The organism is Streptomyces sp. NPDC052023, from assembly GCF_044548465.1.
Classification (GTDB): Bacteria; Actinomycetota; Actinomycetes; order Streptomycetales; family Streptomycetaceae; genus Streptomyces.
Map to the genome: position 1 here is coordinate 148295 of NZ_JBIUBW010000015.1, position 24901 is coordinate 173195.

Consider the following 24901-nt stretch of genomic DNA (forward strand, 5'->3'; position numbering starts at 1 on the left):
GGTCACTCCCGCTTCGCGACAGTCACGGCGGCGGGCCTGAGCTGCCGTTCCCCGTCCCCGTAGCCCGGGCGCAGCACCTCGACGACCGTGCCCGGTGGGGCCTCGGGGTCCTGGACGACGCCGACCACCTCGTGCCGGGCCGGGTCGAAGGCGACGCCGGTTTCCGCGTGCCTCGGGTAGCCGAGCAGTTCGAGGACGTTCACCGCCTGGTCGCGGACCGCCCGGACGCCCTCCACGATCGCGCCGGGGTCGGATCCGGCGTGGGTCAGGGCGAGTTCGAGGTTGTCCAGGACAGGCAGGAAGGCGGCCGCCGTGCGGGACCGCTCGGCCGTCCGCTCCCGGTCCAGTTCCCTGGTGTGGCGCTTGCGGAGGTTGTCGAGGTCGGCGAGCGCGCGCCGCCAGCGGTCCTCGAGTTCCTTCAGCTCGGCCGTGTGCTCGTCCTCGGACGGTGCGGGGCCGCCGGCCGCGTCGGGGCCGGGTTCCTCGTCCGTCTCAGGCCCCGTCCCGGTCGGCGGGCCGGAGCCCGGAAGATCCCCTCGGGGAGGGCGTACGGCGCCCTCCGGAGCCGGGTGGGCCGGGTCCGGCACGGCCGGGTCGGGTTCCCTGGGGTGGATCGGCATGGCGGTTCCTCAGTCCTTGTCGAACTCGGCATCGATGACGTCGTCGTCACCGCCACCGCCGCTCGGGCCGCCGCCGGTCGCACCGTCCCCGGTGGTGCCCTGATCGGGACCGCCCGTGGTGGCGCCGCCCTGATGCGCCGACAGCCCTGACAGCACCTGCTGGAGTTCGGAGGTCAGAGGCCGCACCCGCTCCACGCCTGCCTCCTCCTTGACCGCCGCCCGGGCATCCGACACCAGCATCTCGGCGCGTGCCTTCTCGTGCGCGGGTGCGGCGTCGCCCAGCTCGGCGAGGCGCTTGTCGACCTGGTATGCGACGGCGTCGAGCTCGTTGCGGGCGTCGACGGCCTCCCGCAGGGCCTGGTCCTGGCCCTGGTTGCGCTCGGCCTCCTGGACCATGCGCTCGACCTCGCTACGGTCGAGGTTGGAGCTCTCGGTGATGGTGATGCCCTGTTCCTTGCCGGTGTCACGGTCTCGGGCCTTGACGTTGAGAATGCCGTTGGCGTCGATGTCGAAGGTGACCTCGACCTGCGGTTCGCCGCGCGGCGCCGGACGGATGTCGGTGAGCTGGAAGCGGCCGAGCACCCGGTTGTCGGCGGCCCGTTCGCGCTCGCCCTGGAGTACGACGATGTCGACGGCGGGCTGGTTGTCCTCGGCGGTGGAGAAGGTCTCGCTGCGGCGCACCGGGATGGTGGTGTTCCGCTCGATGATCTTCGTCATCACGCCGCCGCGTGTCTCGACACCCAGCGACAGGGGCGTGACATCGAGCAGCAGGACGTCCTTGACCTCGCCCTTGAGCACCCCGGCCTGGATCGCGGCACCCAGGGCCACGACCTCGTCGGGGTTGACACTCATGTTGGGTTCCTTGCCGCCGGTCAGCCGGCGCACAAGGGACTGGACGGCGGGGATGCGGGTGGAGCCGCCGACGAGGATGACCTCGTCGATGTCGCTCTCGCCGACCTTGGCGTCGGCCATGGCCTGCTGGACCGGTCCCAGGCACCGCTCCACCAGGTCACTGGTGATCTGATCGAACGTGGACCGCATGACCGAGTCGGTGAGGTGCTTGGGGCCCGAGGCATCGGCGGTGATGAACGGCAGGCTGACCTGCGTCTGCGTCACCGAACTCAGCTCGGTCTTGGCCTTCTCCGCCGCCTCGAACAGGCGTTGCAGGGCCTGCGGATCCTTGCGCAGATCGATGCCGTTCTCCTTCTGGAAGTCGTCCGCGAGGTAATCCACCAGACGCCGGTCGAAGTCGTCACCGCCCAGGTGACTGTCGCCCGCCGTGGAACGCACCTCCACCACGCCGTCGCCCACGTCGAGGATGCTCACATCGAACGTGCCGCCGCCGAGGTCGAAGACCAGCACCGTCTCGTGCTGCTTCTTGTCCATGCCGTACGCCAGGGCGGCCGCGGTCGGCTCGTTGATGATCCGCAGCACCTCCAGTCCCGCGATCCGCCCGGCGTCCTTGGTGGCGGTGCGCTGGGCGTCGTTGAAGTAGGCGGGCACGGTGATGACCGCCTCCGTGACCCGTTCCCCGAGCTGCTTGGACGCGTCGTCGGCGAGTTTGCGCAGCACCTGAGCGCTGATCTCCTCGGGCGCGTAGAGCTTGTCGCGCACCTTGAAGCGGGCGACGCCGCCCGGGCCCTCGACGACGTCGTACGCCACCGCTCTGGCCTCGTCCGGGATCTCGTCGAAGTGCCGGCCGATGAACCGCTTGGCCGAGTAGATGGTGCCCTTGGGATTGAGGATCGCCTGGCGTCGGGCCAGCTGGCCCACCAGCCGTTCCCCGGTGTCGGTGAAGGCCACCACGGACGGTGTCGTACGGTTGCCCTCGGTGTTGGGCACGACGGAAGCTTCGCCGCCCTCCCACACGGCGATCACCGAGTTCGTGGTGCCCAGGTCGATGCCCACTGCCTTGGCCATGAGGAACTCCTCCCGTGCGGCGGCAAGCGCCGGCACTGCGGATCCGATCGTTCAGGTATGGGCGGGACGTCCGCCGGCACCGGCGGTCGGCAACCCGCCGAGCAGCCGTACCGCCTCGTCGGCGACCGCTTCGTCCACGACGACGTCGTACCGGCTGGGCTGCATCGAGCGGACGGAGGCGAAGTCCCGTCGGCCGCCCTGCAGGGCATACAGCAGCAGGCCGAACAGCGCACCCACGATCGCTCCGAAAATCAGGCCGTAGAGGGCGACGAGCAGGGCGGATACGAGCGGGTCCACCCAGTCGACCAGGCCGAAGAGCCAGCCGATCAGCGCTCCGGGAAGGGCCCCGCTCGCCGCTCCGTGCAGGGCGGCCCTGCCGTAGTCCATACGGCCGACGACCTGCTCGACGAGCCTGACGTCCTGTCCGATGATGGCCACCCGCTGCACGGGAAACCCCTGGTCCGAGAGGTGGTCGACGGCGCGTTCGGCTTCCTGGTACGTCTCGTACGTGGCGACGGTCCTGCGAGGCTGCTCGCTCATCGCCCAGTCCTTCCTGCCCGTGTGCACGGCGGCCCCCGGCACGCCCCAGACTCGCGAACCGAGCAGCTCTGCGCCTGCACCCGGCAGGTCAAAGAACAACGGAGCCCGTCCCCCCGCGAGCACGAGAGGGACACGCCGGACATCTCGGGTACTTTGGTCGGGCAAGGCGTAGAGGAAGAGGCGCTGTCACCTCTCCGGGGGCTCAGGGAAGGGAGCAATCCCATGGGCGGCTTCAGGGGCCGGAACGTGTACCGACGCCGTCCCCACCGGGAAGGCGGCCTTCCGCCGGGCCGTCTGGGACAGCACCCCACGATCTCGCGGCGCGGGGCTCGCCCGCCCCTTTCCACCCTGGCATCCCACAAGTGGCCGGCACTCTCTCGCGCCCTGTTCGACACTCGGGACGAAAGCGAGATCCTGCGCCTGGCCATGAACCACGTGTCGGCTGTCGGCCCGTACAGAGCCGAGGCCGGGTACCTCAGGGTGGACGGCCACATGATTCCCAGCCCGCAGGTCGGGCCGGGTCATGCGTCAACCGTCGACCGGACAGTGCGAGAGCTGACAGGGCAGGACGTCCCCGTGACCGTTCCCGGCCGGCCCAGGGGCCGGGCCTTGGCCCTGCACGGCCCCGGTGGACTGCACGGCTATCTTGTGGTGACGTCTCGCTCCCGGCCCACCGAAGCGCAGCACTTCCTGCTCGCCACGCTCGTACGCCTCACCGCCGCGGCCCTGTCGGTCGCCGTCGCGCACCGCCGGCAGCGGGAAGACGCCCTGGAGCTGCACCGACTGCGACGGGAACGGACAGCCTTCCAGGGGCGGCTGATCTCTCTCGTGGTCGAGCTGAGATATCGGCGGGCCGTGCACGAGGCCCTCGCCGAGGTCGCGGCCTCGGGCGGCGGCGAGGAGGCCATCACCAGCGCACTGCATGAGCTCACCGGATTTCCCGTGCTGGTGGAGGATCGCTTCGGCCGACTGCGGTCCTGGATTGGTCCCGGCCGGCCCGACCCCTATCCGGAACCGAACCCCGCACGCCATGAGGAGATGCTCCAGGGGGTCGCCCGGAGAGGCGGGCCCGTGCGCATCAACGACCGGCTGATCTCCCTGGTACGCCCCCGCGGTGAGGTCCTCGGAGTACTGGCACTGGTCGATCCCAAGAACGGCGCCGACGAGTACACCGTGTTCGCGCTGGAGCACGCCACCACGTCACTCGCCGTGGAACTGTCGCACCTGCGCCATCTGGCGGAGGCCGAGCTGCGACTGCGCCGCGAACTGGTCGACGATCTCCTGGGGGGCACGGACGAGGCGAGCGCCTACGCCCGGTCCGAGGCGTTCGGACACGACCTGCATCACATCCAGTACGTGGTCGTCGTGCAGTGGAGGAACCAGGCCGCGGACGACGCTTTCGCGCGGACCGTGGGCCGGGCGGCTTCGGCCGTGGGCATGCCGTCGCTGGTGACTCGGCGTTCCGACCACGTGGTCCTGATCGCCGAGGGCAGCCCCCACGACCACGCCTTGTACGAGACGCTCGCCCGGGAGACCGGAACACCGGACGGGACGATCGGGGTGAGCTCCCGCTGCGACACCCCGGACGGTATCCCCGGCCGGTACCAGGAAGCACTGCGCGCCCTGGAGGTTCGCCTCCGGTCCCGAAGGCGATACGGCACGACGTTCTTCGACGATCTGGGCCTCTATCGCATCCTGGGGCCTGGAAACGAATACCAGGAGCTGGAGGCGTTCGTTCGGGAATGGCTCGGACCCCTCGTCGACTACGACGGCCGGCACCGTACGGCTCTTGTGGAGACCCTGTCCCGGTACTTCGACTGCGGTGGCAACTACGCCGAGACCGCCGAATCCCTGGCGATCCACCGCAGCACGCTGCGCTACCGGCTCCAGCGCATCCGCGAGATCAGCGGCCATGACCTCACGAGCGTGGAGGACCGCCTCAACCTGCAGGTCGCCACCCGGGTGTGGAAGATCATGCTGGGCGGACCGGGTTGAGGAGCCCACGCACCGCGGGGCCGGCTCCACTGTCCCGATCGCCATAGGAGCAGGCTTCCCCTGCCGCCGAATCGGCTCGCCAGGTATCACCCGACGGTCGGCAGCGGCTCGAATGCGACCTTGCCGCCCGGCGCCGCTCCGAGTCCTCGTCCGCCGTACGACAGCAGCTCACCGACGAGGTCAGCAGTCTGCTGGCGCGAATGGCCTTCCACCAAGCGTGGCTCCAGATCGAGGCCCAACCGTCGCGGGCACCTACGCGACCCTCGTGGCCACGGCGCGAGCGGAAGCCGGCGCGCAGATGAGCCTCGCCTGGCAGCACCCACCGATCACCACCGACAGCGGCATGAACCTCGGAATCCCGTCCCCCGGGACCGATCGAACGCGGCCCGAGCCACATGCATAGAGGTGATGCGCCAACACCTCTGAAAGGCTGCTGTTCTTGGTGCCAACTATCCCTCTTTTGTGCCAACCAAAAATCCTCGTCACAGGGGTTCAACGGCGTACGCGGGGCATGCCCAGGCCGATCCACGAGATGATTTCGCGCTGGATCTCGTTGTTGCCGCCGCCGAAGGTGAAGATCACCGCGGAGCGGTAGCCGCGTTCCAGTTCGCCGTGCAGTACCGCACCGGCGGAGCCCTCCTGCAACGCGCCTGCCGCGCCCACGACTTCCATGAGCCAGGCGTAGGCGTCGCGGCGGGCCTCGGAGCCGTAGACCTTGACCGCGGAGGCGTCCTGCGGGGTCAGTGTGCCGTGCTGGACGGCGCTGACCATCTGCCAGTTCATCAGTTTCATGGCCTCCAGGCGGGTGTGGGTCCTGGCGAGCAGGCGGCGCACCCAGGGCAGGTCGACGACGCGGCGGCCGTCGGTGAGCTTGGTGCGGCTCGCCCAGCGCCGGACGTCGTGCAGGGCGCGGATCGCCATGGTGCCGTGGGCGGCGAGGGTGACGCGTTCGTGGTTGAGCTGGTTGGTGATCAGCCGCCAGCCCTGGTTCTCCTCGCCGACCCGGCGGGAGACGGGGACGCGGATGTTCTCGTAGTAGCTGGCCGTGGTGTCGTGTCCGGCGAGGGTGTTGATGAGGGTGCAGGAGTAGCCGGGATCGGAGGTCGGCACGAGAAGCATGGTGATGCCGCGGTGCGGTGCGGCCTTCGGGTCGGTGCGCACGGCCAGCCACACCCAGTCGGCGGTGTCACCGTTGGTCGTCCAGATCTTGTGGCCGTTGACCACGTACGCGTCGCCCTCACGCACCGCGCGGGTCTTGAGTGCCGCCAGGTCGGTGCCCGCGTCGGGCTCGCTGTAGCCGATCGCGAAGTCGATGTCGCCGGCGAGGATCCGGGGCAGGAAGTACGCCTTCTGCTCCTCGGTGCCGTACTGCATGATCGTGGGCCCGACGGTGTTCAGCGCCATCAGCGGCAGCGGTACGCCGGCCTGGGCTGCCTCGTCGAAGAAGATGAACTGCTCCATGGCGGTCAGTCCGCGTCCACCGAACTCCTTCGGCCAGCCCACACCGAGCCAGCCGTCGGTGCCGAGCCGGCGAATGGTGTCGCGGTAGAAGCGCTTCTGGGCTGCGGGCTCGGCATACCGCCCATGCGCGTCGGCCGGCACCAGCTCGGCGAAGTAGGCACGCAGTTCGGTGCGCAGCCGCTGCTGCTCGGGCGTGTATTCGAGATGCACGGCGCCTCCAGGCTCCCGGGGCCGGTCCTGCCTGACGGCGCACACCGTAGAACGTGTTTCAGAAATTGGGAATGGCGACGCCGGTCGGGAATGGCCGCGTCGGGGGTCGGGGGTACGGAAGCGCCGCGCCGGGCCGGGCTCACCCGCACCCGGCTCGACCGCCGGCCACCTGGCATCCCGCCACGGCCCGGAAGAACCGGTCCGCACGACCACCGCCGGGCGCCGCCGCTCAGCCCAGCGTCCCCAGGAACTCCGTGCATGCCCGGGCGCAGGCGCGGCACGCCTCGGCGGCGGCCTCGGCCGCGGGGTGGCCGTCGAAGGCGTGGGCCGATTCCAGGCAGACGCTGCGGCACCACTCCAGCTGGACCCGCAGTCCGTCCTCGTCGACGAGGGTCTGCTCGGACAGCATGCGGCAGGTCGCGTCGCAGACCTCCGCGCACATGATCCCTTTGCGGCGCAGGAATTCCTGGTCCTCGGTGCCGTCCGGGTCCACCAGGCTCGCGCGCAGCGCGCACGCCCGGGCGCAGTCCGTGCACGCCTGCGCGCAGGCGAAGCGGTCTTCCAGGAAGCGGAAGACGTCCTGCTGCGAAGTCGTCGAAGTCACACCGCGCGGGTAGCCCTAGCGGCCCCCTCCAAACGCGTGCAGAACGAAGGGTAGGGCTCATTTTCCGCCATCGCCCCCGGACGGCCGGAAGGCCCCAGGAGACCGGCGGGGAACGAGGTGAGGGGCCCGCGCCGGCCGCTCCGGGCAAGCGGGTTCAGGGGCGAATTTGGGGGTATTCGTCCGATATGAACACTGCATTCCTGCAAGCTGCCCCCATGCAGCTGGCCGCGCCAAGCGGACTGCTCAGTCTCGTCCTGTTCGTGGTGGCCATCGCCGTCGTCGCGGTGCTGGCGGGCAGCTTCTGGCTCGGCAACCGGATCAAGTACAACGAACCCCCGCGCCCACGCCCGGACGAGCAGCCCCACCTGCCACCGGAAGGCGCGGTGCACGAGGTCCGGGAGAACCGGGAGCCCGACGACGTCCCCGTGATACCCAGGGGCGGCCGCCCCCTCACGCCCTACGAGCTGACCAACATGCAGACCCGGCCCAGCACCTCGAAGGACCGGCCCCGCTGGAGCAAGGGCACCACCGGCTCGTTCGGCGGCGGCGGGCTCGGCGCTCACTGACCGCCCAGGGCATGGCGGCGTCAGCGGGGCGGCGGCCGGGAGATACAGGACCTCCCGGCCGCCGCCCCGCGTCACGGGATGACGCGGCCGTCGTCCAGCTGTTCGATGCGGGCCACGTTCCCCCGGTCCTCGGCGTCCTCGCTCGCCTCCGAGGCGAACCAGGCGTCGAGGATCTCCTTCAGGACCGGCTCCGAGGTCAGCCGCAGGCTCAGCGCCAGCACGTTGGCGTCGTTCCAGCGGCGGGCACCACCGGCCGCATAGGCGTCCGTGCACAGCGCCGCCCGCACCCCCGGCACCTTGTTCGCGGCGATGGACGCGCCGGTGCCGGTCCAGCAGCACACGACGCCCATCGCCGACGTCCCGTCGGCCACGTCGCGGGCGGCCGCCGCGGAGCACGCCGCCCACTGCGGGTCGTCGCCGGGACGCAGCGCGCCGTGGGTGAGCACCTCGTGCCCACGGCCCCGCAGTTCCGTGACGAGCAGGCGGGCGACGGGTTCGTCCATGTCCGAGGAAACGGAGATCCGCATGTCTCGGAGCCTACGTCAGAGCCCGGCTCAGGTGGAGGCCTGGCCGCTGTCCTTCAGGGCGCCCCAGCCGTGCCAGCGCTCCACCTCGATCCATGCGCTGACCCGGCCGCGCTCCCGGTCCGGATAGGTGTCGCCGGTGTAGCGCCGGGCGAGCCGGTCGATGTCGGCCAGCCCCTCGTCCTCGTAGGTCCGTGTGACGCGCCCGACCAGGGTGACGTGGGTGTACCAGTTCTCCTTGTCCAGGACGGTGAGGGTGACCCGCGGGTCGCGCCGCAGATGCTTCAGCCGGACCCGGCCCTCGTCCAGGTTGATCAGCACCTGCCCGTCCTCCCAGAGGTACCAGGTGGGTGTGGAGACGGGTGTGCCGTCGGAACGCAGGGTGGCCATCACGCAGGGGTTGGGAGCGGCCAGCAGGGCGTCGGCCTCGGGCGGGAGCGGCGGCTTGGACATGGGGCTCTGTCTCCTCTGTTCGCGGATGCGGATGCGGGTGCGGGCGGAGGTGCTGCGGTCAGGCGGGGGGCGTCTCGTCGAAGCTGGCGAAGTACGCGGCGGCCATGTCCTTCTCGCCATGGCCCTGCTCCTCGGCGCGGGCCAGCCGCCGCGCGCTCGCGGCGGCCAGATCCAGCCGTACGCCGTTGCGCTCGCCCGCCTCGACGATCAGCCGGGCGTCCTTGACGGCCGTGGCCACCGCGAACTGGGGCGGGGACAGCCGGTCGTCGAGGATCAGCCCGCTCTTGACGTGCAGGTACCCCATGTCGAGCGGGCCGCCCGCGATGGCGTCGAAGAAGTTCTGCGGGTCCACGCCGAGCGCCTGGGCCAGGGCGAGCGTCTCGCCGGCCGCCGTGGTGGCGGCGAGGACCCAGCTGTTGGCGACCAGCTTCAGCCGGGTCGCGGTGCCGGCGGCGCCGTCGTCGCCGGTCCACACCGTGCGGTTGCCCACCGCGTCGAAGACCGGCGTGACCGCGTCCCGGCCCTGGACGGGTCCGGCGGCGAGCACCAGCAGCTGCCCGTCCTCGGCGGGCTTGCGGGTGCCGAGGACAGGGGCGTCGTAGAAGACCAGTCCGTGTTCCTCGGCGAAGGCGGCCAGTTCGGCGGCGGACTCCAGGCCCGCGGTGGTCGACTGCGCCCACGCCGTGCCGGGGCGCAGGGCGGGCGCGGCCTGGCGCATCACGTCCAGGACGGTGGCCCCGTCGTACAGCACGGTCAGGACGACGTCGGCGCCCTCCACGGCTTCCGCGGGGGTGCCGGCGACATGCGCGCCGACGGCGGCGAGTGGTTCGGCCTTGGCGCGGTTGCGGTTCCAGGCGCGGACCGTGTGTCCGGCCCCGGCGAGGTTCCGGGCCATCGCGGCGCCCATGATGCCGGTGCCCAGGACGCTCACGGTGAGTGTGTCGGTCATGCGTCGACTTCCCTGTCGGTACGGTGATCGCTGCTCTGCTCGGTCCGTCGTTCCCGACAATGCCACTGCCCGGTCGGGTCGCGCGCGCCCGGTCACCCCGTCGGGCCGATGGTGCCACGCGGCGGTGGCCGCTCATTCCGGCAGCACCAGCCGCCCTCTCTCCCCGGGCTCCAGGCGCACGGCCCGGTCCGGCAGACGGACGTCGACGGGGGTCGCGTCGGACGACGGCACGGTCACCTCCAGGCGGCCGTGGCGCAGGCGGAGCCGGACGCCCCAGTTGTTCTGGTAGCGCAGGGAGAAGCCGTAGGAGGAGAGCTCCGGCAGCGGCACCGGGTCCAGCCACAGTGCGCCCTCGCGGGTCTCCAGGCCCGTGAGTCCGCGCTGGACGAGGTCGAGGGTGCCGGCCATCGCCCCGAGGTGGATGCCTTCGCCGGTGGTGCCGCCCTGCACGTCGGCGATGTCGCCGCGCAGCGCCTCCTGCACGAACTGCCAGGCCTCGGCGCGCCGGGCCCGGGTGAGGACCCAGCCGTGCACCAGGCCGCTGAGGGTGGAGCCGTGGCTGGTGCGATGGAGGTAGTGGTCGACGGTGCGCCGCCAGGTCTCCTCGTCTAGGCGAAGCCCCAACCGGGCGAACAGGCCGTGCAGTTCGGCCGGCGAGAACAGGTAGCCGAGCATCAGGACGTCGGCCTGCTTGGAGGCCTGGTAGCGGTTGACGGTGTCGCCCTCGGCCTCCAGGATCCGGTCCAGCCGGCGGATGTCGCCGTACTCCCTGCGGTAGTGGTGCCAGTCGAGCTCGGCGAGGGCGCCGTAGCCGTCGAACTGGCTGATGACGCCCTCGTGGAAGGGCACGTGCAGGGCGCGGGAGACCTCCTCCCACTCGGCGAGTTCGGCGTCGTCCAGGCCGGTGCGCTCGGCGAGCTCGCGGCGCCGTGGCTCCGGCAGGCCGTGCAGCAGCTCCAGCGTGCGGGTGAGCACCCAGGAGGCGGTGACGTTGGTGTAGGCGTTGTCGTCCAGGCCGGGCTGCTCGGCGCCCGGATAGGCGTCGTGGTACTCGTCGGGGCCGACCACGCCCCGGATGCGGTAGCGGCCGAGGGTCTTGTCGTAGCGGGCCGCGTCGGCCCAGAAGCGGGCGATCTGCAGCAGCATCTCGGCGGCCCTGGTGTGCCGGAACTCGATGTCGCCGCTGGCCTCGCAGTACTGCCAGATGTTGTACGCGATCGCCGAGCCGACATGGTACTGGAGATGGGAGTGGTCCGGCAGCCAGCGGCCCGAGCGCGGGTTGAGGTGCAGCTGCTGGGTCTCCTCACGGCCGTCGCTGCCGCTCTGCCACGGGTACATCGCGCCCCGGCGGCCGGCGTTCAGGGCGGCGGTGCAGGCCTGTTCCAGGCGCCGGTGCCGGTAGCGCAGCAGGGCCCGGGAGACCTCGGGGAAGTGCAGATTGAGGAAGGGCAGGACGAACAGCTCGTCCCAGAAGACATGCCCGCGGTAGGCCTCGCCGTGCAGCCCGCGCGCGGGCACCCCCACGTCGAGGTCGGCGGTGTGCGGGGACAGCGTCTGCAGCACGTGGAACAGGTGCAGCCGCAGGATGCCGCCGGCCTCACCGGCGACGTCGAGGTCGGCGCGGCGCCACAGCTGCGCCCAGGCGGTGCGGTGACTGCGCAGCAGCTCGTCGAATCCGGGGGCGCGTCCCACCCGGGCGACGGCGGCGTGCAGCGGGTCGCTGATCGCCGGGTCGCGTGAGGTGTGCAGGGCGACGGTCTTGTCGACCGTGGCGGTGCGGCCGGACTCCAGGTGCAGCCGGATGCGCTGGGTGGTGCGGGGGCGGACGTGCCGGGCGGTGACGGGAGCGTCGGCGGTGAGCCGGGACGCCATACCGATGCGGATGTCGGAGGTGCGGGTGCGGCAGCGCAGCCACACCGTGTCGTGTTCGGCGGTTCCCGCGTGCTCGTGGGTGAGGTGCAGGCCGTCCAGGTCCCGGTAGCGGGCCACTCCGGCGTTGCGGACGCCGCCGTCGAGGGCGGCCTCGACGTGCAGTTCGCCGGAGAAGCCGTCGGTGGTGAACTCGGTGCGCAGTGCGGCCAGATGCGGGTCGGCCATGTGCACCAGCCGCTGCTGGCGTACCGTCAGGGCTCGCCCGTTGCCGAGCGCGAACCGGGTCAGCCGCTCCAGCACACCCGAGGACAGGTGCAGGATCAGCCGGTGTTCGAGGACGCTCGCGGTGTCCGGGGTGAGCCAGGGGCGGCCGCGCAGCCGGAAGCGCAGTTGCAGCCAGTTGGGCAGGTTGACCATGTCCTCGTTCTCGACCCTGCGTCCGGCCACGTCGGACGTGAGCCGGTTGTAGCAGCCGGCCACATAGGTCCCCGGGTAGTGCACGTCGTCCGCGGAGCACTCCGGCAGTGCGCCACGAGAGGCGAAGTAGCCGTTGCCGAGTGTGCACAGCGACTCACGCAACCGCTCGTCGGCCGGCTCGTATCCCTCGTACTCCCAGGTCCAGCCCGTCACCTCGGTGCTCCTCCCGCAGCAGGCGGCTCGCCGAGACCGGGTACGGCCGTCTCGGCACCGTGCGGAAGCAGTCTCTCCCCGGCACCTTGTCCCGAGGCACGGCCCACGCCGGTGACGAGCGGGAACGGCGCCGGAAACGGGACCCGGGACGGCGCACCCGGCCGGCGGACGCGTGTGTCAGACCCGCGTCCGCGGCGTACCCGGACGACAGGCCCTAGCAGGCCGGCTGCGGCACCCCGGCCGGGTCGCGGCGCAGCACCGTGACCCGGTGGAAGTTGCACCCGGCGGGCGAGGCGGGCTGCTCCGGCGGCCCGTCCTGGTGGGCGTGGAGCGCGACGCTCACCAGGCTCAGCAGTACGTCGACGTCCGTGTCGCAGTCGAGGTGCACGGTCACCCACCGGGAGCCGGGCACCAGCCGGACCGCCGTGGAGACGGTGAGCTCCTGGGCGAACCGCCCGATGGCCCGGCCGGTCAGGTGCAGGTCCACGTCGTGAGCCGTGTGGAAGTGGGCGATCTCGTTGCGAGCGGAGCGAACTGCCCGCCCCGTGCCGCAACTGGCCGGTCCCGCCGTGAGGTCGGGCCAGGTTTCCAGTTGCTCCAGGGCGCGCTGGGCCAGAGTCATGTCTCCATCGTCACCGCATCACCCCACGGATACCAGTGGTTGGACACTTCGTAACCCAGGTGTGAGGATCTCACGCGGGCAGCCGCCGTGCCGGGCGTGCCCTGCGGGCCGCCGCCAGGGCGTTGAGATGGGCCTCGATGTAGGGCACGGCCGCCGTCTCGACCTCGCCGTCGATGAAGGCCGGCTGCACGTTCACCTCGAAGACCACCCCGCCGTTCTCGATGGCGAGGTCGACACCGGCGAAGGGCAGCCCGACCGACGCGGTGGCGGTGACCGCCAGCTGGGCCAGGCGCGGCGGCAGGTCGGCCGGGGCGATGGGGACGGCGGTGGCGCCCTGGCAGGTGTTGCAGGGGGTGTCCGTATCGGGCTGGATGTGCTCGCGGGCGTGGATGACGCGGCCGCCGAGGACGAAGACGCGGAACTGGTGGCGGGCGCCGCCGGCGGTGAAGTTGCCCGCGTCCCGCGACAGCAGCCAGTCGGTGCCGCGGTCGGCGTAGAAGGCGGTGGCCCGCTCCACCCCGTCCTCGGTGGTCAGGTGGAAGGTGTCACCGCCGCCGGTGCCGACGACGGGCCTGGCCCAGGTGTCCCGGCCGAGCTTGTCGAACGCGGCCAGCGCGTCGCTCACGCCGGGCCGGGACAGCACGACGGTCTCCATGTGGGCGATGCCGTCCCGCCGGAAGCGCTCGACGGTGAGGTCCTTCTCGGTGGCGGTCCGCCAGGCGGCGACGCCGGTGCCGAGGGTGACCACGTCGTGGTGTTCGAGGAGGCGCTGGAAGGCGGCGAGTTCGTGGCGGCGGTGCGGCGGGATCTCGTAGAGCACGATGATGTCGGGCACCAGGTCGAGTTGCTCGCCGGGGACGTGCAGCCGTAAGCCGTCCCCGGCGGGGACGCCGCGCCCGGTGCCGCCGGTCGCGAAGTGCCGGGAGTCGATGCGGACCGGCGCGGTGCCGGTGAGGAGTTCCACCGCGCGGGCGAGGAACGCGGCGCAGCCCTCGGGCGAGGTGGGGTCGGTGATCAGGGCGATGCACGGGTGGGACACGGCGACCTCCAGCGGTTCTCGACGCGCAACGGTGCCGCGCACACTCGGTCGCGCGGCCCGAGCGAACTCACGGGGTGATGCCGGTCGCGCGGGTGGTCGCCGGTGCCCTTCGCTCTGCGGGCTCCGCCGTGCCGAAAACCCGGCGCGGACCGGGGCGCCACACTGTAGGCGCAGGGCGGAACGCCGTAACAGGGCGCATACGTGCCCGGTGCCTGCTCCCGTCCCTGCGCCGTCCGCCCCCTCGCGTGCGCCTGGCGGACGGCGCCGGCCGCAGCAGGTGGTGCCGGCTCGCAGTGGACGTGCCGGTGAGCGTTCCCGTCCGCCTCACACGTCACGCGGTGCGCGGTCGAGCGGTTCGCCGAAGGCGTCCTTGCGGGCGACGCACAGCGCCCAGATGACGAACCCGGAGAACGCGATCATCAGGACGGACCACACCGGGGAGTAGGGCAGCGAGAGGAAGTTGGCGATGATGATGAGCCCGGCGATCGTCACGCCGCCGATCCGTGCCCAGGTCGCCGCCTGGAACAGGCCGACGCTGACGAGTACGGCGACCGCTCCGAGGATCAGGTGGATCCAGCCCCAGCCGGTGAGGTCGAACGCGAAGACGTAGTTCGGTGTCGTGACGAAGACGTCGTCCTGGGCGATCGCCATGATGCCGCGGAAGATGGCGAGTATTCCGGCGAGCAGGAGCAGGACGGCGCCGAAGACCATCACTCCCGCGGCCCACTGCTGCCGCGCCGTGTGCGTACCTGGCGTGTGTGTGCCGGTCATGTTCTGCCTCGTTTCCTTGTCCTGTGTGCTTGGTGGGGGGCCGGCTCAGGTGGCGGTGCCGGAACCGGCGGAGGGGCCGTGGTCGGCCAGGACGAGCTCCTTGGCGCGGCGGAACTCCTCGTCCGTGATGTCGCCACGGGCGCGGATCTCGGACAGCTTGGCGAGTTCTTCGGCGCTGCTGGGGCGGCCGGCGCCGCCGGCCGTCTCCCGGATGTAGTCGTCGAAGGCCCGTTGCTGCGCCTGGGCGTGCTTCACCTCTCGGCCGCCCATGTCCTTGCCGCGGGCGATGAGGTAGATGAACACGCCGAGGAACGGCAGCACGATGACGAACACCAGCCAGCCCGTCTTGCCCCAGCCGCTGAGGCTGTCGTCGCGGAAGATGTCGCCGATGATGCGGAAGAGCAGGATGAACCACATGATCCACAGGAAGAACCACAGCAGTGTCCAGAACATGCTGAGGAGGGGATAGTCGTAGGCGAGATACATCTGGGTGCTCATCTGTCGTCTCCGTTCGGAGCAGGGCCCGGCGGGCGTCGCCCGCTGATCCAGACTGCGCAGGGTGGGACGGGTCGGCCTCACCCGGCGGGGGTGATCCCTCGGGGCTGGGGGGCACGGCTCGCGGGCCGGCCAGTGCCGCCCGCCGCCGCGAGGATCGCCAGTACGACGAGGACCAGCAGGACCAGGCCGAGGACCAGGGCGACGGCCCCGACCGTGGGGTGGTTCCACAGCAGCAGGGCGAGGACACCGCCCGCGATGACGACGCCGGTGGTCCACGAACGATGCGTTTGCAGCCACTGACCGGCAGCCCCGGTACGCAGCCCCAGGCGCCGCAGCCCGTGACCGGCCGCGGTGGTGCCGCGCGCCGCCAGGCCGCGCACACCACGGGCCACGCGCCCCGGACCGTACAGGTAGGCGGCGAGCGCGGTGATCACGGCGACGACGAGCAGGGTCAGCGTGCTGTCGCGCAGGAAGCGCACGAAGGTGTCGTAGATCGCCTGGGCGGCGTCGGCCGGCAGCGTCGACGCGGGTACGGCGTCCAGATACAGCCGGCGCATCACCGCCAGGGCCACCAGCAGAAGGACCATCATCAGGCCGACGCCCAGGGCCGTGACCAGCAGCATCACGCGGTGTGCGGGAGCGGTCCAGACGGCGAGGGCGGCGAGCAGCACGGTCAGTACGGGCAGCCACAGGCCGACGATGTCCAGCACCCGCAGGCCGGCCTGCGCCTGGGGCAGTTTGTCGGCCTCGAAGAGGGTGATCTGCCGGTCCGGCGCGGGGATGGCCGAGGCCTTCTCGAAGCCGGCGTCGACGAGCCGCTTCTTCACCTCGTCGACCACGGCCCCCAGGTCCAGGACGACCTTGTCCTGTTCGGCGCGCACGGCTCCGCTCTGGCTGCCGGTCAGGACGTTCACCATCGCCGTGTGGGCACGCCGGTTGGCGGCCACCCATGCCTGCTCGAAGACATCGCTGGTGATCACACGGTTGACGACCCGGTGCACCACGTCACTGACGGCGGCGCGCAGCGGACCGGTGAGCGCGTCGGAGCGGTCCACGACGGCCGGCGGCGCCCCGGCGTCGGCGAGCGCCTTCCCCAGCCATTGGGTGACCGCTTCGACGTTCACCTCGGCCACGACCCGGTCGGTCAGCTTGCCGGTGACGGCCGACTGCACCGCCGGGTCCGAGCCCAGCGGCGCCACGGTCTCGACGTACCGGTCGGTGTCGGCGACCTCCTCGTCCAGCCAGGTCGCGACCACGGCCAGGGGGGCCAGCAGGAGGGCGATCAGCAGCAGGACGGAGGCGCCGGTGTAGCGGGCTTTGCGGTGGCGCACGGCGGCGGCGCGTCGGAGCCGACGGTATTCGGCCTGCTCCTCGGCGGTCAGGGTGATCCGGTTGTCCGCGTCGCCGCCGGAGGGTGAGGGTGGTGCGGGGGTCTCGGCCATGGGGTCTCCTCCTCACGCCGCCGCCGGTGGATCGGCGCTGTGGTCCGCGACCGCCCTGCGCAGGGCGGCCCGCCAGGCGAAGGCGACCGCCAGCTCGACCACTCCGAGGAGCACCAGCCACAGGCCGAGCAACCGGGTCAGGGCGACGGCGGACTCGGCCGGCAGGGCCAGTACGACGACGCCCGCGACGATCCCGAGCGCTCCGGCGCCGAAGAGGACGCCACGGTGGGGCAGGGCCTTGGTGGCGAGGGCCGCGTAGGCGGTCAGCATGCCGGTGACGAGCCAGACGATCCCGACGATCAGCGACAGTGCCGCGATCGTCTGGAGCGGGTTGCGCAGACACAGCACCCCCGCGAGCACGTAGAGCACCGCGAGCAGCAGCCCCGGCAGCCGTTCGCCACGTTCCTGGGCGAAGACGGCGACGAACCTGAAGCCGCCGATCACCAGCAGATACAGCCCGACGAGCACGGCCAGGACGTGAAGCGTCCCGTTGGGCCAGGCCAGCAGGATGATGCCGGGCACCAGCGTCGCCAGCGCCGAGCCCAGCAGCCATGTCCACGACCCGCCGAGCCGGGCCAGCGTCTCGGCGGGGTCGGCTCCCGGGGCCGTACTGCCCGTCGAGGCCGAGGGTCCTGATGCCGGCGAGGCCGGTTCACGGGGAACGGTCATGGCTCCTCCTGGCGGTGTCGCGCACCGGGCCAGCCTCGCGCCGCCCGCCGGGGCCGCGGATCACCCAGGACGGGTGATCCGCGGGCGGCGCCGTGTGCCGAGGGTGATGCTGGAGCGGTGCACCGGTTCCCGGCGGAACGGAGCGGAGATGAGCAGTCCGTCGCGTCCCGGCCGCCGGGTGGCGTTCCTGGTGTTCGCCAGAGCGACCGCCATCACGGCCGGTCTGGTGACCACGTACTTCCTGCTGCCCCTGGAGGGCGTCACGGCGGACACCGTGGCCTGGCTGGTGTGCGGCCTGCTGGCGGTCATGGTGGTCTTCTTCTGGGAGGTCCGCACGATCGCACGCTCCGCCCATCCGCGGCTGAAGGCCGTGGAGGCGCTGGCCGCCACCGTTCCGCTGTTCCTGCTGCTCTTCGCCAGCGCCTACTACCTGCTGGGCCGGTCCTTTCCCGCGGCCTTCAGCGAGCCGCTGACCAGGACGGACGCCTTGTACTTCGCTCTCACCACGTTCAGCACCGTGGGGTACGGCGACATCACCGCCCGCTCCCAGTCCGGACGCGTCCTGACGATGCTCCAGATGGCGGGCGGGCTGCTGCTGGTGGGCGTCGCCGCCCGGGTGGTGGCGAGCGCGGTGCAGGCGGGGCTCCAGCAGCGGCGCGGCAGCGCGACGGACGACGTGGGAGGAGAACGACCATGACCTTGCCCAGCGCGCCGGCGTACCCCCCGACCGTGGCTGAGCGGGCCGCGTACGGCAGGCAGGCACGCGCACGTGCCTCGCGTTCGTGCCACGGCTGGTTCGAGACGGATCCGCAGCGGCCCGACCCCGTCGGCGTGCTGGAGCGCCAGTCCGCCACCCGGGTCCAGGAGCTGGTGCCGGTCCGGTACAGCCGCATGCTCGAATCCCCGTTCCGCTTCTACCGCGGCGCGGCGGCGATCATGGCGATGGACCTCGGCCCGCTGCCCGGGACCGGACTGACCGTGCAGTTGTGCGGCGACGCCCACCTGCTGAACTTCCGGCTGCTGGCCTCTCCCGAGCGGCATCTGGTGTTCGACATCAACGACTTCGACGAGACCTTGGCCGGGCCCTTCGAGTGGGATGTGAAACGCCTGGCGGCGAGTCTCGTGATCGCCGCGCGGGCCAACGGCTTCTCCACCGGGGAGCAGAACCGCGCGGTGGACGCGTGCGTCCGGGCGTACCGGAAGCGGATGCGCGCGTTCGCCGGCATGGGGACGCTCGACGTCTGGTACGCCCAGGACGACGTCGGCCATCTGCGCGCGCTGCTGGACGCGCCGATGAGCCGGGAGGCCCGGCGGCGCACCGACCGGGCCACGGCGAAGGCACGTACCCGCACCCACCTCCAGGCCTTCGAGCAGCTCACCCGGGCCACGGCTCAGGGCCGCCGCATCGCACCGGACCCGCCGCTCATCACACCGCTGCGCGACCTGGTGCCGGGCACGGGCGAGGAGGCCCAGGCCCAGGAGCTGGGCGCGTTGCTGGACGCCTACGCGCACAGCCTCTCCTCCGAGCGCCGGCATCTGCTGCGCCGCTACCGGCTCGTGGACGTGGCCCGCAAGGTGGTGGGTGTCGGAAGCGTCGGCACCCGCTGCTGGATCGCCCTGCTGCTCGGCCGGGACGACGACGACCCCCTGCTGCTCCAGGCGAAGGAGGCCCAGGAGTCGGTGCTCGCCCCGTACACGGGCGGCGAGCCCTGGGACAACCAGGGCCGACGCGTCGTGGCGGGGCAACGCCTCATCCAGACGTCCAGCGACATCTTCCTCGGCTGGACCCACACGGTCGGGCTCGACGGCCGGGACCGTGACTTCTACATCCGTCAGCTGCGCGACTGGAAGGGGATCGCCCGCCCGGAAACCATGGACCCGGCCCTGCTGACGCAGTTCGGCGGGCTGTGCGGCGGTTCGCTCGCCCGCGCCCACGCGCGCTCGGGGGATCCCGTCGCCATCGCCGCCTATCTGGGTGGCAGCGCCCGATTCGAGCGCGCGCTCACGGAGTTCGCCCAGTCCTACGCCGACCGCAACGAGCGGGACTTCGAGGCGCTCAAGGCCGCCGTCCGGTCGGGCCGCGTCACGGCCGAAGGCGTCTGAGCGGCCGAAGGCGTCTGAGCCTCACTCCGCCAGCCGGCGCATCTCCACCACGGTCAGCCCCAGCGCCTGGAAGCGGGCCAGCAGCCCGTACAGGTGCGCCTCGTCCACGACCGGACCGTAGAAGACCGTCTGACCGGCCATCACCACGTGCTCCAGTTCGGGGAAGGAGGCGGTCAGCGTCTCCGACACCTGTCCGTCGACGCGGATCTCATAGCGCATGGGCTGTTCTCCCGCGGGCGACTTCCATCGGGCCGACTGCGGCCACCCTGCGATCCTGCGCCCCCATGTCCCGCGCGGCCTCACCCCGTGCAGGTGACCTGGCGGGTTCGCGGCGTCAGTGGGTCACCGCGAGCTTGAAGGCGACGATCAGCATGCCGATCACGAGGTTCACCACCGCGGCGCCGGCCACCATGCGCGGGCTCGCGCCGGCCCGGTGGGCGGCGGCCACCGTCCAGCCCACCTGCCCGGCCAGCGCGACGCCGAGCGCCAGCCACACCGCGCCCTGCACGTCCAGGCCCAGCAGCGGGCTGAGCGCCACCGCCGCGGCGGGCGGGACGGCGGCCTTGAGGATCGGCCACTCGTCACGGCAGACGTGCCGGACCACCCGGCGGTCCAGCGGCTGCTGGGCCAGGCGCGCCCCGAACAGCTGGGCATGGACGTGCGCGATCCAGAACACCACGCCCGTGAGCAGCAGCAGCACCGCCAGCTCCACCCGTGGGAACGCGCCGAACGTGCCGGCGCCGACCACGACGGAGGTGGCCAGCATCGATCCGTAGACACCGCCCGTGTAGTCGGCGTGCGCCCGCCGCTCGGCCGAGCGCGCGGCCCGGGCGGACGTGCGGCGCGTCCCGGGCATCAAGGTCTCCGTTCCGGTGCGGCCGGTCCTGGTTCCGGTGTCGCTCCCGTGCCGTCGCGCACGGTTTTGGCGCCCGGCAGATGGCGCGTGGCCAGGAAGCTCGCCAGGGTGACTCCGCCGGCGGCGAGGATGGCCGCCCTCAGGCCGGCGAGCTGCGCCTGCTCGTAGGAGTCGGTGAGCGCCTCGATCTCCGCCGGCGGGAAGCCGGCCCGCTCGGCGGCCGAGCGCACCTGGTCGGCCGGGACGAAGCTGATGCCGGCCTCCAGGGCGATGCCGGTCTGCCGGCGGACCTGCTCCGACAGCCGGGGGTCGTCCGCGACCTGCGTCGTGAAGGCCTGTGCCAGGGCGCCGACGAGGAGGGAACCGATCAGGGCCGTGCCGAGCGCCGAACCGAGGTTCTGGGCGGTGAACTGCAGGCCTCCGACCTCGCTGCGCTCCTCTTCCCCCGCAGTGGACTGCACGACATTGCCGAGTTGCGAGGCGAGCAGGCCCATGCCGACACCGAGGACGGCCATGGCCGCGAAGAACTGGGCGTCGTCGATGACGGGGTCGATGGCCGCCAGCAACCACACGACGGCCACCAGCAGCGTCGCCAGAGCCAGCCGGACGACCCTGCGGGCGCCGTACCTGCGGCCCAGCCGGGCGGCCCCCAGCGAGGTCACCAGCATGGTGACCGAGACCGGCAGCAGGCGCAGTCCCGTCTCGAAGGCGTCGAAGCCCTGCACCACCTGCAGGTACAGCGGAATGGCGAAGAACAGGCCGAGGAGGATCAGGTTCTGGCTCAGCAAGGTCGTCAGACCCGATCTCAGCGGCGGCCGGGAGAGCAGTGAGAGGTGCACCAGGGGGTCCTCGCCGTGCGCGGCCCGGCGCCGCTCCCAGGCACGGAAGAGGGCGAGGACGACCGCCCCGGCAGCGATCACGAACAGCGTGGGTGCGAAGCCCAGGACCGTGAACGGGGGATTGCGCGGCTGCACCCATCCCCAGGTTCCGCTCTGCAACACCCCGAGCACACTCAGCCCGAGCCCGGCCGCCGACAGTGCCGCGCCGACGAGGTCCAGCCGAGGTCGCCGGCCGTCGGCGGCGGTCCTCGGGATCGCCCGGTGGAAGCACAGCACCACCAGCACGACGACGACCTCGCCGGCGAAGACCAGGCGCCAGGTGAGGTAGGTCGTCACCCACCCGCCGAGCAGCGGACCCACCGCGATTCCCGCACCGGCGAGGCCCCCGACGACGCCGTAGGCGATCGGGCGGTCTCGTCCGCGGTAGGACTCCGCGACGAGCGCGGCCATGGACGGCAGCACCATGGCCGCGCCGATCCCTTCGATCACGGACCAGCCCAGCACCAGGACCCCCAGGGTGGGTGCCACGGCGGTGAGGGCCGAGCCCGTACCGTAGACGGCCATCCCGACGAGGAAGACGCGGCGGCGGCCCAGGACGTCCCCGAGTCGGCCGCCAAGGACCATGAAGGCGGCCATGACCAGGGCGTACAACGTGATGACGGCCTGGATGGCGGTGACCTCGGTGTCGAAGTCCTCGACCAGCCGGCTGATGGACACGTTCATCACGGAGGTGTCCAGCACCATCAGGAACTGTGCCGTACCGAGGACCATCAGTGCACGCCAGTGCTTCACGGCTACATCGCAGCAATCGATGACGGCGCGCGCCTCACCCTGCGCGGGCGAGGCGGGGCGGGAAGAGCGCGGCGGACCGTCCCCGGTTCACAACAGCCGCAGGTCGCGGGCGCGGCGCACCGCCTCGCCACGCCGGTTGACCCCGAGTTTGCGGTAGGCGCTCTTGAGATGGGTCTTCACCGTGTTCACGGACACCTGGAGGTCCGCGGCGATCTCCTCCGTCGACATCATCCGGGCCAGCCGGCGCAGCACGTCACGCTCGCGTGCGCTCAGCTCCTCCACGACCAGCCCGGGGGGCCGGGCGGAGTCGCCGCCGGGGCCCGGGGTGAGCCAGCCGTAGGTCAGCTCCCGCAGCGGGTCCGCGCCCAGCAGGGACCGGATCCATGGCCCGGCCTCCAGGAACGGCCTGCGCAGCTGCTCGCGGCGGGCGTCGAGGAGGGCGCGGGCCACGAGACGCCGGGCGGCTCCGGTGTCCCCGGCCTGGTGGGCGGCCTGGGCGCGCACCAGAGTGGCCCGTACCGTCACCGCCGGACCGGGCCGGTCCTCGCCGGGCAGGTGGTCGACCAGGCGTCGGGCCTCGTCGATCCGGCCCACCGCCAGCCATGCCCGCGCGGCCTGGACGGCGCACGCCGTCCGGGCATCCGAGGCGCGTTCCAGATCGCGCAGAGCCAGCTCCGGGTCGCCCAGCGCGAGGTGAGCCGCGGAGGTCATGAGGGCGGTCTGATCCCGCAGCCAGGGTGAGGGGGCGACGGCGGCCACGACGGGGTCCGCCGTCTCCAGGGCGGCACGCGCGTCCCCTCTTGCCAGCAGCAGACGGCCCCGCGCGATGGCCTGGACCGCCGCTGTCACCGGATCGCGGCACCCGCGGTCGGGGTCGCCGGCCTCCTTGACGAGCGCCTCGGCCCTGTCCAGTTCATCGCGGTCGACCGCCACGGCGGCCAGGACCAGTCGGCCGACGCCGGAGCCGACCTCCGGGGTGAGGCCGTGGCGTTCCGCTTCGGCCGCCGCCGCCTGGGCCTTGCGTTCCGCCCGGCCGGGCCAGCCCTGCAGGTGGTCGATCAGCGCGAGGTGGCTCACCGACTCCAGGCGTGCCAGTGCCGTCGACGCTCCGCCCGCACATCCCGCGACGGCGTTCAGGGCGGCACGCGCGGCATCGAACCGGCCGGCCCACAGCCGGGCGGAGCCGAGGTGCGTCAGCAGCAGTGCGGTGAGTTCCGGGTGCGCTTCCAGCTGCTGCACGGGAACGTCCTGCCTGGCTTCCTCCGCCGCCCGCACCGCCTCCTCCGCCCTGACCGGCGCGCCGGTCAGCCGCGCGGCCAGGGCCTCCAGCAGGGCGCGGCTGAGCCGGGCCGCCCCCGAGTCGAGGTCGTGTCCGGCCAGCGCCCGCCCGGCACGGTCCAGGTGGAACAGACCGTGCCGGAGATCGCTGTGGGCCAGCTCGAGGGCCGCGCGGACGAGATCCGCGGCCGGGCCTGCCGCCTCGGGACTGATCCGCCCGAACAGGCCGGAGAAATCCTGCGCGCGCAGGCCGGTGAAGAGCTGTCCCATCGCCAAGTCGTCCACCAGTGCACCGGCGGCGAACTCCCAGTCGTCCGCGGCGGCACCCTGGGCGAGTGCCTCGGGCAGCGTCCCGGACCGGCGCAGCCACCGCGCGGCCCGGCGGCGGATTTCGGGCTCCAGCCCGGGCGCACGCTCTCGCAGATGGGCCCGGAGGATCTCCGCGAACAGCGGGTGCAGGCAGTACCACGAGCGGCCCAGATGCTGGAGGAAGGCATTCTCCCGGTGCAGCGCCGCCAGCGTCGGCTCCGCATCGGAGCGCAGCGTCAACGCGTTGACGAGGTCCGGGCAGAACCGGTCCAGGACGCTGACCCGCAGCAGCAGGTCCTGTCGCTCGGGCGCCAGTCTGTCCAGCACTTCGGCCAGCAGGAAGTCCGCCACCGTACTGCGCCCGGCCTCGAACTCCTTGACGTACGTCTCCGGGTCAGGGCTCTGCTGGGCGGCAAGGGCGCACAGCCGCAGACCCGCGGCCCAGCCCTGGGTCCGCTGCACCAGCGCCTTCACGCCGCCCGCGGGCAGGGACAGCCCGTGTGAGGCCAGAAGCTCCGCAGCCTCCTCGGGTGTGAAGGCAAGGTCGGCGTTGCGGATCTCCGTCATCCGGCCTGATGCCCGGTACCGGTGCAGCGGCAGCAGCGGCTCCGTGCGGGTGACGAGGACCAGCCGCAGCCGGCGGTCGGCGTGGTCGAGCAGGAAGCGCAGCTGTTCCGCGACCTCGGGAGCGCTCACGCGGTCGTACTCGTCGAGGACGAGGACCACGGGGTGCTCGACGCCGTCGAGGCCGACCGCGAGGCGGGCCAGCAGCCCGGGTTCCACGCGGCTCGCCTCAGCGGGGGCGCCCACCTCGGCCGGCACCGGCACCCCGGCGCCGCGCAGGGCCTCCAGCACGTACGCCCAGAAAACGCCGGGGGCCCGGTCGGTCTCGTCGCAGGTCAGCCAGGCGATCGGCGGTTCCTGTGCGGCGGCCCAGTCGGCCACCAGCAGAGTCTTTCCCGCACCGGCAGGTCCGTTGACCATGGTCAACGGCGCCGGTGTCGCCTGGTCCAGGCGCTGGAGCAGCCGCTCACGGCGCAGGAACGTGGCAGGTCCGGTCGGCGGGGCCAGCCGGGTACGCAGGAACGGGACCCCGGCCGGGTCAACGCGTCGGCCTGCCGGCTCCCCGGCCTCGTAGTGGCTCACCTTCAAGGCGATCACCACCGTCGTTCGTCAGGCGGTTCGTTCATCAGGCGGTCGTCGGTTCGTCAGGTGGCCTGGGCAGCACAGCCGGATTCAGGATCCCAGGCTTCCGACGGGCCTGCATGCGCAGACGGGGCGCGGCGGGCGGGGCGACCCATGTGCCCGGCCCACCGGTCGTGGCGCCGCCTGCCGAGGA

24 protein-coding genes are annotated in these 24901 nt (G+C 72.1%); 4 read left to right on the forward strand and 20 right to left on the reverse strand.

Annotated features, from left to right (window positions below; genetic code table 11):
- Positions 1-2 precede the first annotated feature (2 nt).
- Genes grpE through ACIHCM_RS26735 form a run of 3 tightly spaced genes read right to left on the reverse strand, consistent with a single transcriptional unit; the run spans position 3 to position 3080 of the window.
- Complete coding sequence (gene grpE, locus ACIHCM_RS26725) at positions 3-620, reverse strand: nucleotide exchange factor GrpE (RefSeq protein ID WP_399900714.1); 618 nt, start codon at positions 618-620, stop codon at positions 3-5.
- A 9-nt stretch (positions 621-629) separates the two neighbouring features.
- The gene (gene dnaK / locus ACIHCM_RS26730) at positions 630-2540 is read right to left on the reverse strand and encodes a molecular chaperone DnaK (protein ID WP_399900717.1); all 1911 of its coding nucleotides are present in this window, start codon (positions 2538-2540) and stop codon (positions 630-632) included.
- Positions 2541-2591: 51 nt separating this feature from the next.
- A complete protein-coding gene (locus tag ACIHCM_RS26735; protein WP_399900720.1) occupies positions 2592-3080 on the reverse strand; it encodes a general stress protein in 489 nt (162 codons plus the stop codon).
- Between the two features lie 222 nt (positions 3081-3302).
- Between ACIHCM_RS26735 and ACIHCM_RS26740 the strand changes: the two genes are divergently transcribed.
- Entirely contained in the window at positions 3303-5075 is a 1773-nt protein-coding gene (locus tag ACIHCM_RS26740) for a PucR family transcriptional regulator (RefSeq protein ID WP_399900723.1), read from the forward strand.
- 86 nt (positions 5076-5161) lie between these two features.
- On the opposite strand, the gene ACIHCM_RS26745 is transcribed toward ACIHCM_RS26740, so the two are convergent.
- From ACIHCM_RS26745 to ACIHCM_RS26755, 3 genes are all read right to left on the reverse strand, one after another.
- Positions 5162-5290: a hypothetical protein gene (locus ACIHCM_RS26745; RefSeq protein WP_399900726.1), complete on the reverse strand. Its 129-nt coding sequence runs from the start codon at positions 5288-5290 to the stop codon at positions 5162-5164.
- A 277-nt stretch (positions 5291-5567) separates the two neighbouring features.
- Positions 5568-6746 (reverse strand): acyl-CoA dehydrogenase family protein, encoded by a 1179-nt coding sequence (locus tag ACIHCM_RS26750; RefSeq protein WP_399900729.1) that lies wholly within the window; start codon positions 6744-6746, stop codon positions 5568-5570.
- 229 nt (positions 6747-6975) lie between these two features.
- Entirely contained in the window at positions 6976-7350 is a 375-nt protein-coding gene (locus ACIHCM_RS26755) for a ferredoxin (protein ID WP_399900732.1), read from the reverse strand.
- Between the two features lie 185 nt (positions 7351-7535).
- On the opposite strand from ACIHCM_RS26755, the gene ACIHCM_RS26760 reads away from it, so the two are divergent.
- Positions 7536-7916 carry a DUF6479 family protein gene (locus ACIHCM_RS26760; RefSeq protein WP_399900734.1) on the forward strand — a complete coding sequence of 127 codons (381 nt, stop codon included), beginning with the start codon at positions 7536-7538 and terminating at the stop codon, positions 7914-7916.
- A 71-nt stretch (positions 7917-7987) separates the two neighbouring features.
- Here ACIHCM_RS26760 and ACIHCM_RS26765 read toward each other — a convergent pair whose 3' ends face one another.
- The 10 genes from ACIHCM_RS26765 to ACIHCM_RS26810 form a co-directional block, all read right to left on the reverse strand.
- On the reverse strand, positions 7988-8443 hold the full coding sequence (locus ACIHCM_RS26765) for an RpiB/LacA/LacB family sugar-phosphate isomerase (protein WP_399900737.1): 456 nt from the start codon (positions 8441-8443) through the stop codon (positions 7988-7990).
- Positions 8444-8470: 27 nt separating this feature from the next.
- The gene (locus ACIHCM_RS26770; protein WP_399900740.1) at positions 8471-8893 is read right to left on the reverse strand and encodes a PPOX class F420-dependent oxidoreductase; all 423 of its coding nucleotides are present in this window, start codon (positions 8891-8893) and stop codon (positions 8471-8473) included.
- A 58-nt stretch (positions 8894-8951) separates the two neighbouring features.
- Positions 8952-9842, reverse strand: coding sequence for an NAD(P)-dependent oxidoreductase (locus tag ACIHCM_RS26775; protein ID WP_399900743.1), 891 nt, complete (start codon positions 9840-9842; stop codon positions 8952-8954).
- Positions 9843-9974: 132 nt separating this feature from the next.
- Complete coding sequence (locus ACIHCM_RS26780) at positions 9975-12344, reverse strand: glycoside hydrolase family 65 protein (protein ID WP_399900746.1); 2370 nt, start codon at positions 12342-12344, stop codon at positions 9975-9977.
- Positions 12345-12558: 214 nt separating this feature from the next.
- The gene (locus ACIHCM_RS26785; RefSeq protein ID WP_399900749.1) at positions 12559-12966 is read right to left on the reverse strand and encodes a luciferase family protein; all 408 of its coding nucleotides are present in this window, start codon (positions 12964-12966) and stop codon (positions 12559-12561) included.
- Between the two features lie 70 nt (positions 12967-13036).
- Positions 13037-14005 (reverse strand): RimK family alpha-L-glutamate ligase, encoded by a 969-nt coding sequence (locus tag ACIHCM_RS26790; protein ID WP_399900751.1) that lies wholly within the window; start codon positions 14003-14005, stop codon positions 13037-13039.
- 324 nt (positions 14006-14329) lie between these two features.
- Positions 14330-14776: a hypothetical protein gene (locus ACIHCM_RS26795; protein WP_399900754.1), complete on the reverse strand. Its 447-nt coding sequence runs from the start codon at positions 14774-14776 to the stop codon at positions 14330-14332.
- A 45-nt stretch (positions 14777-14821) separates the two neighbouring features.
- On the reverse strand, positions 14822-15274 hold the full coding sequence (locus tag ACIHCM_RS26800) for an SHOCT domain-containing protein (RefSeq protein ID WP_399900757.1): 453 nt from the start codon (positions 15272-15274) through the stop codon (positions 14822-14824).
- A 77-nt stretch (positions 15275-15351) separates the two neighbouring features.
- A complete protein-coding gene (locus ACIHCM_RS26805) occupies positions 15352-16716 on the reverse strand; it encodes a hypothetical protein (RefSeq protein ID WP_399900760.1) in 1365 nt (454 codons plus the stop codon).
- Positions 16717-16728: 12 nt separating this feature from the next.
- Positions 16729-17385, reverse strand: coding sequence for an HdeD family acid-resistance protein (locus ACIHCM_RS26810; protein ID WP_399900763.1), 657 nt, complete (start codon positions 17383-17385; stop codon positions 16729-16731).
- Positions 17386-17533: 148 nt separating this feature from the next.
- Between ACIHCM_RS26810 and ACIHCM_RS26815 the strand changes: the two genes are divergently transcribed.
- Both ACIHCM_RS26815 and ACIHCM_RS26820 read left to right on the forward strand, forming a co-directional pair.
- Positions 17534-18082 carry a potassium channel family protein gene (locus tag ACIHCM_RS26815; protein ID WP_399900766.1) on the forward strand — a complete coding sequence of 183 codons (549 nt, stop codon included), beginning with the start codon at positions 17534-17536 and terminating at the stop codon, positions 18080-18082.
- Positions 18079-19488 carry a DUF2252 domain-containing protein gene (locus ACIHCM_RS26820; protein WP_399900769.1) on the forward strand — a complete coding sequence of 470 codons (1410 nt, stop codon included), beginning with the start codon at positions 18079-18081 and terminating at the stop codon, positions 19486-19488. The genes ACIHCM_RS26815 and ACIHCM_RS26820 overlap by 4 nt, the downstream gene beginning before the upstream one ends.
- 21 nt (positions 19489-19509) lie before the next feature.
- On the opposite strand, the gene ACIHCM_RS26825 is transcribed toward ACIHCM_RS26820, so the two are convergent.
- From ACIHCM_RS26825 to ACIHCM_RS26840, 4 genes are all read right to left on the reverse strand, one after another.
- Positions 19510-19707, reverse strand: a complete 198-nt coding sequence (locus ACIHCM_RS26825) for a hypothetical protein (protein ID WP_393111227.1) — start codon at positions 19705-19707, stop codon at positions 19510-19512.
- Between the two features lie 115 nt (positions 19708-19822).
- Entirely contained in the window at positions 19823-20344 is a 522-nt protein-coding gene (locus ACIHCM_RS26830) for a hypothetical protein (RefSeq protein ID WP_399900772.1), read from the reverse strand.
- Positions 20344-21975, reverse strand: coding sequence for an MFS transporter (locus ACIHCM_RS26835; protein ID WP_399900775.1), 1632 nt, complete (start codon positions 21973-21975; stop codon positions 20344-20346). Before ACIHCM_RS26835 ends, ACIHCM_RS26830 begins: the two co-directional genes overlap by 1 nt.
- A gap of 87 nt (positions 21976-22062) precedes the next feature.
- Positions 22063-24723: a LuxR C-terminal-related transcriptional regulator gene (locus tag ACIHCM_RS26840; RefSeq protein ID WP_399900778.1), complete on the reverse strand. Its 2661-nt coding sequence runs from the start codon at positions 24721-24723 to the stop codon at positions 22063-22065.
- Between the last annotated feature and the right edge of the window lie 178 nt (positions 24724-24901).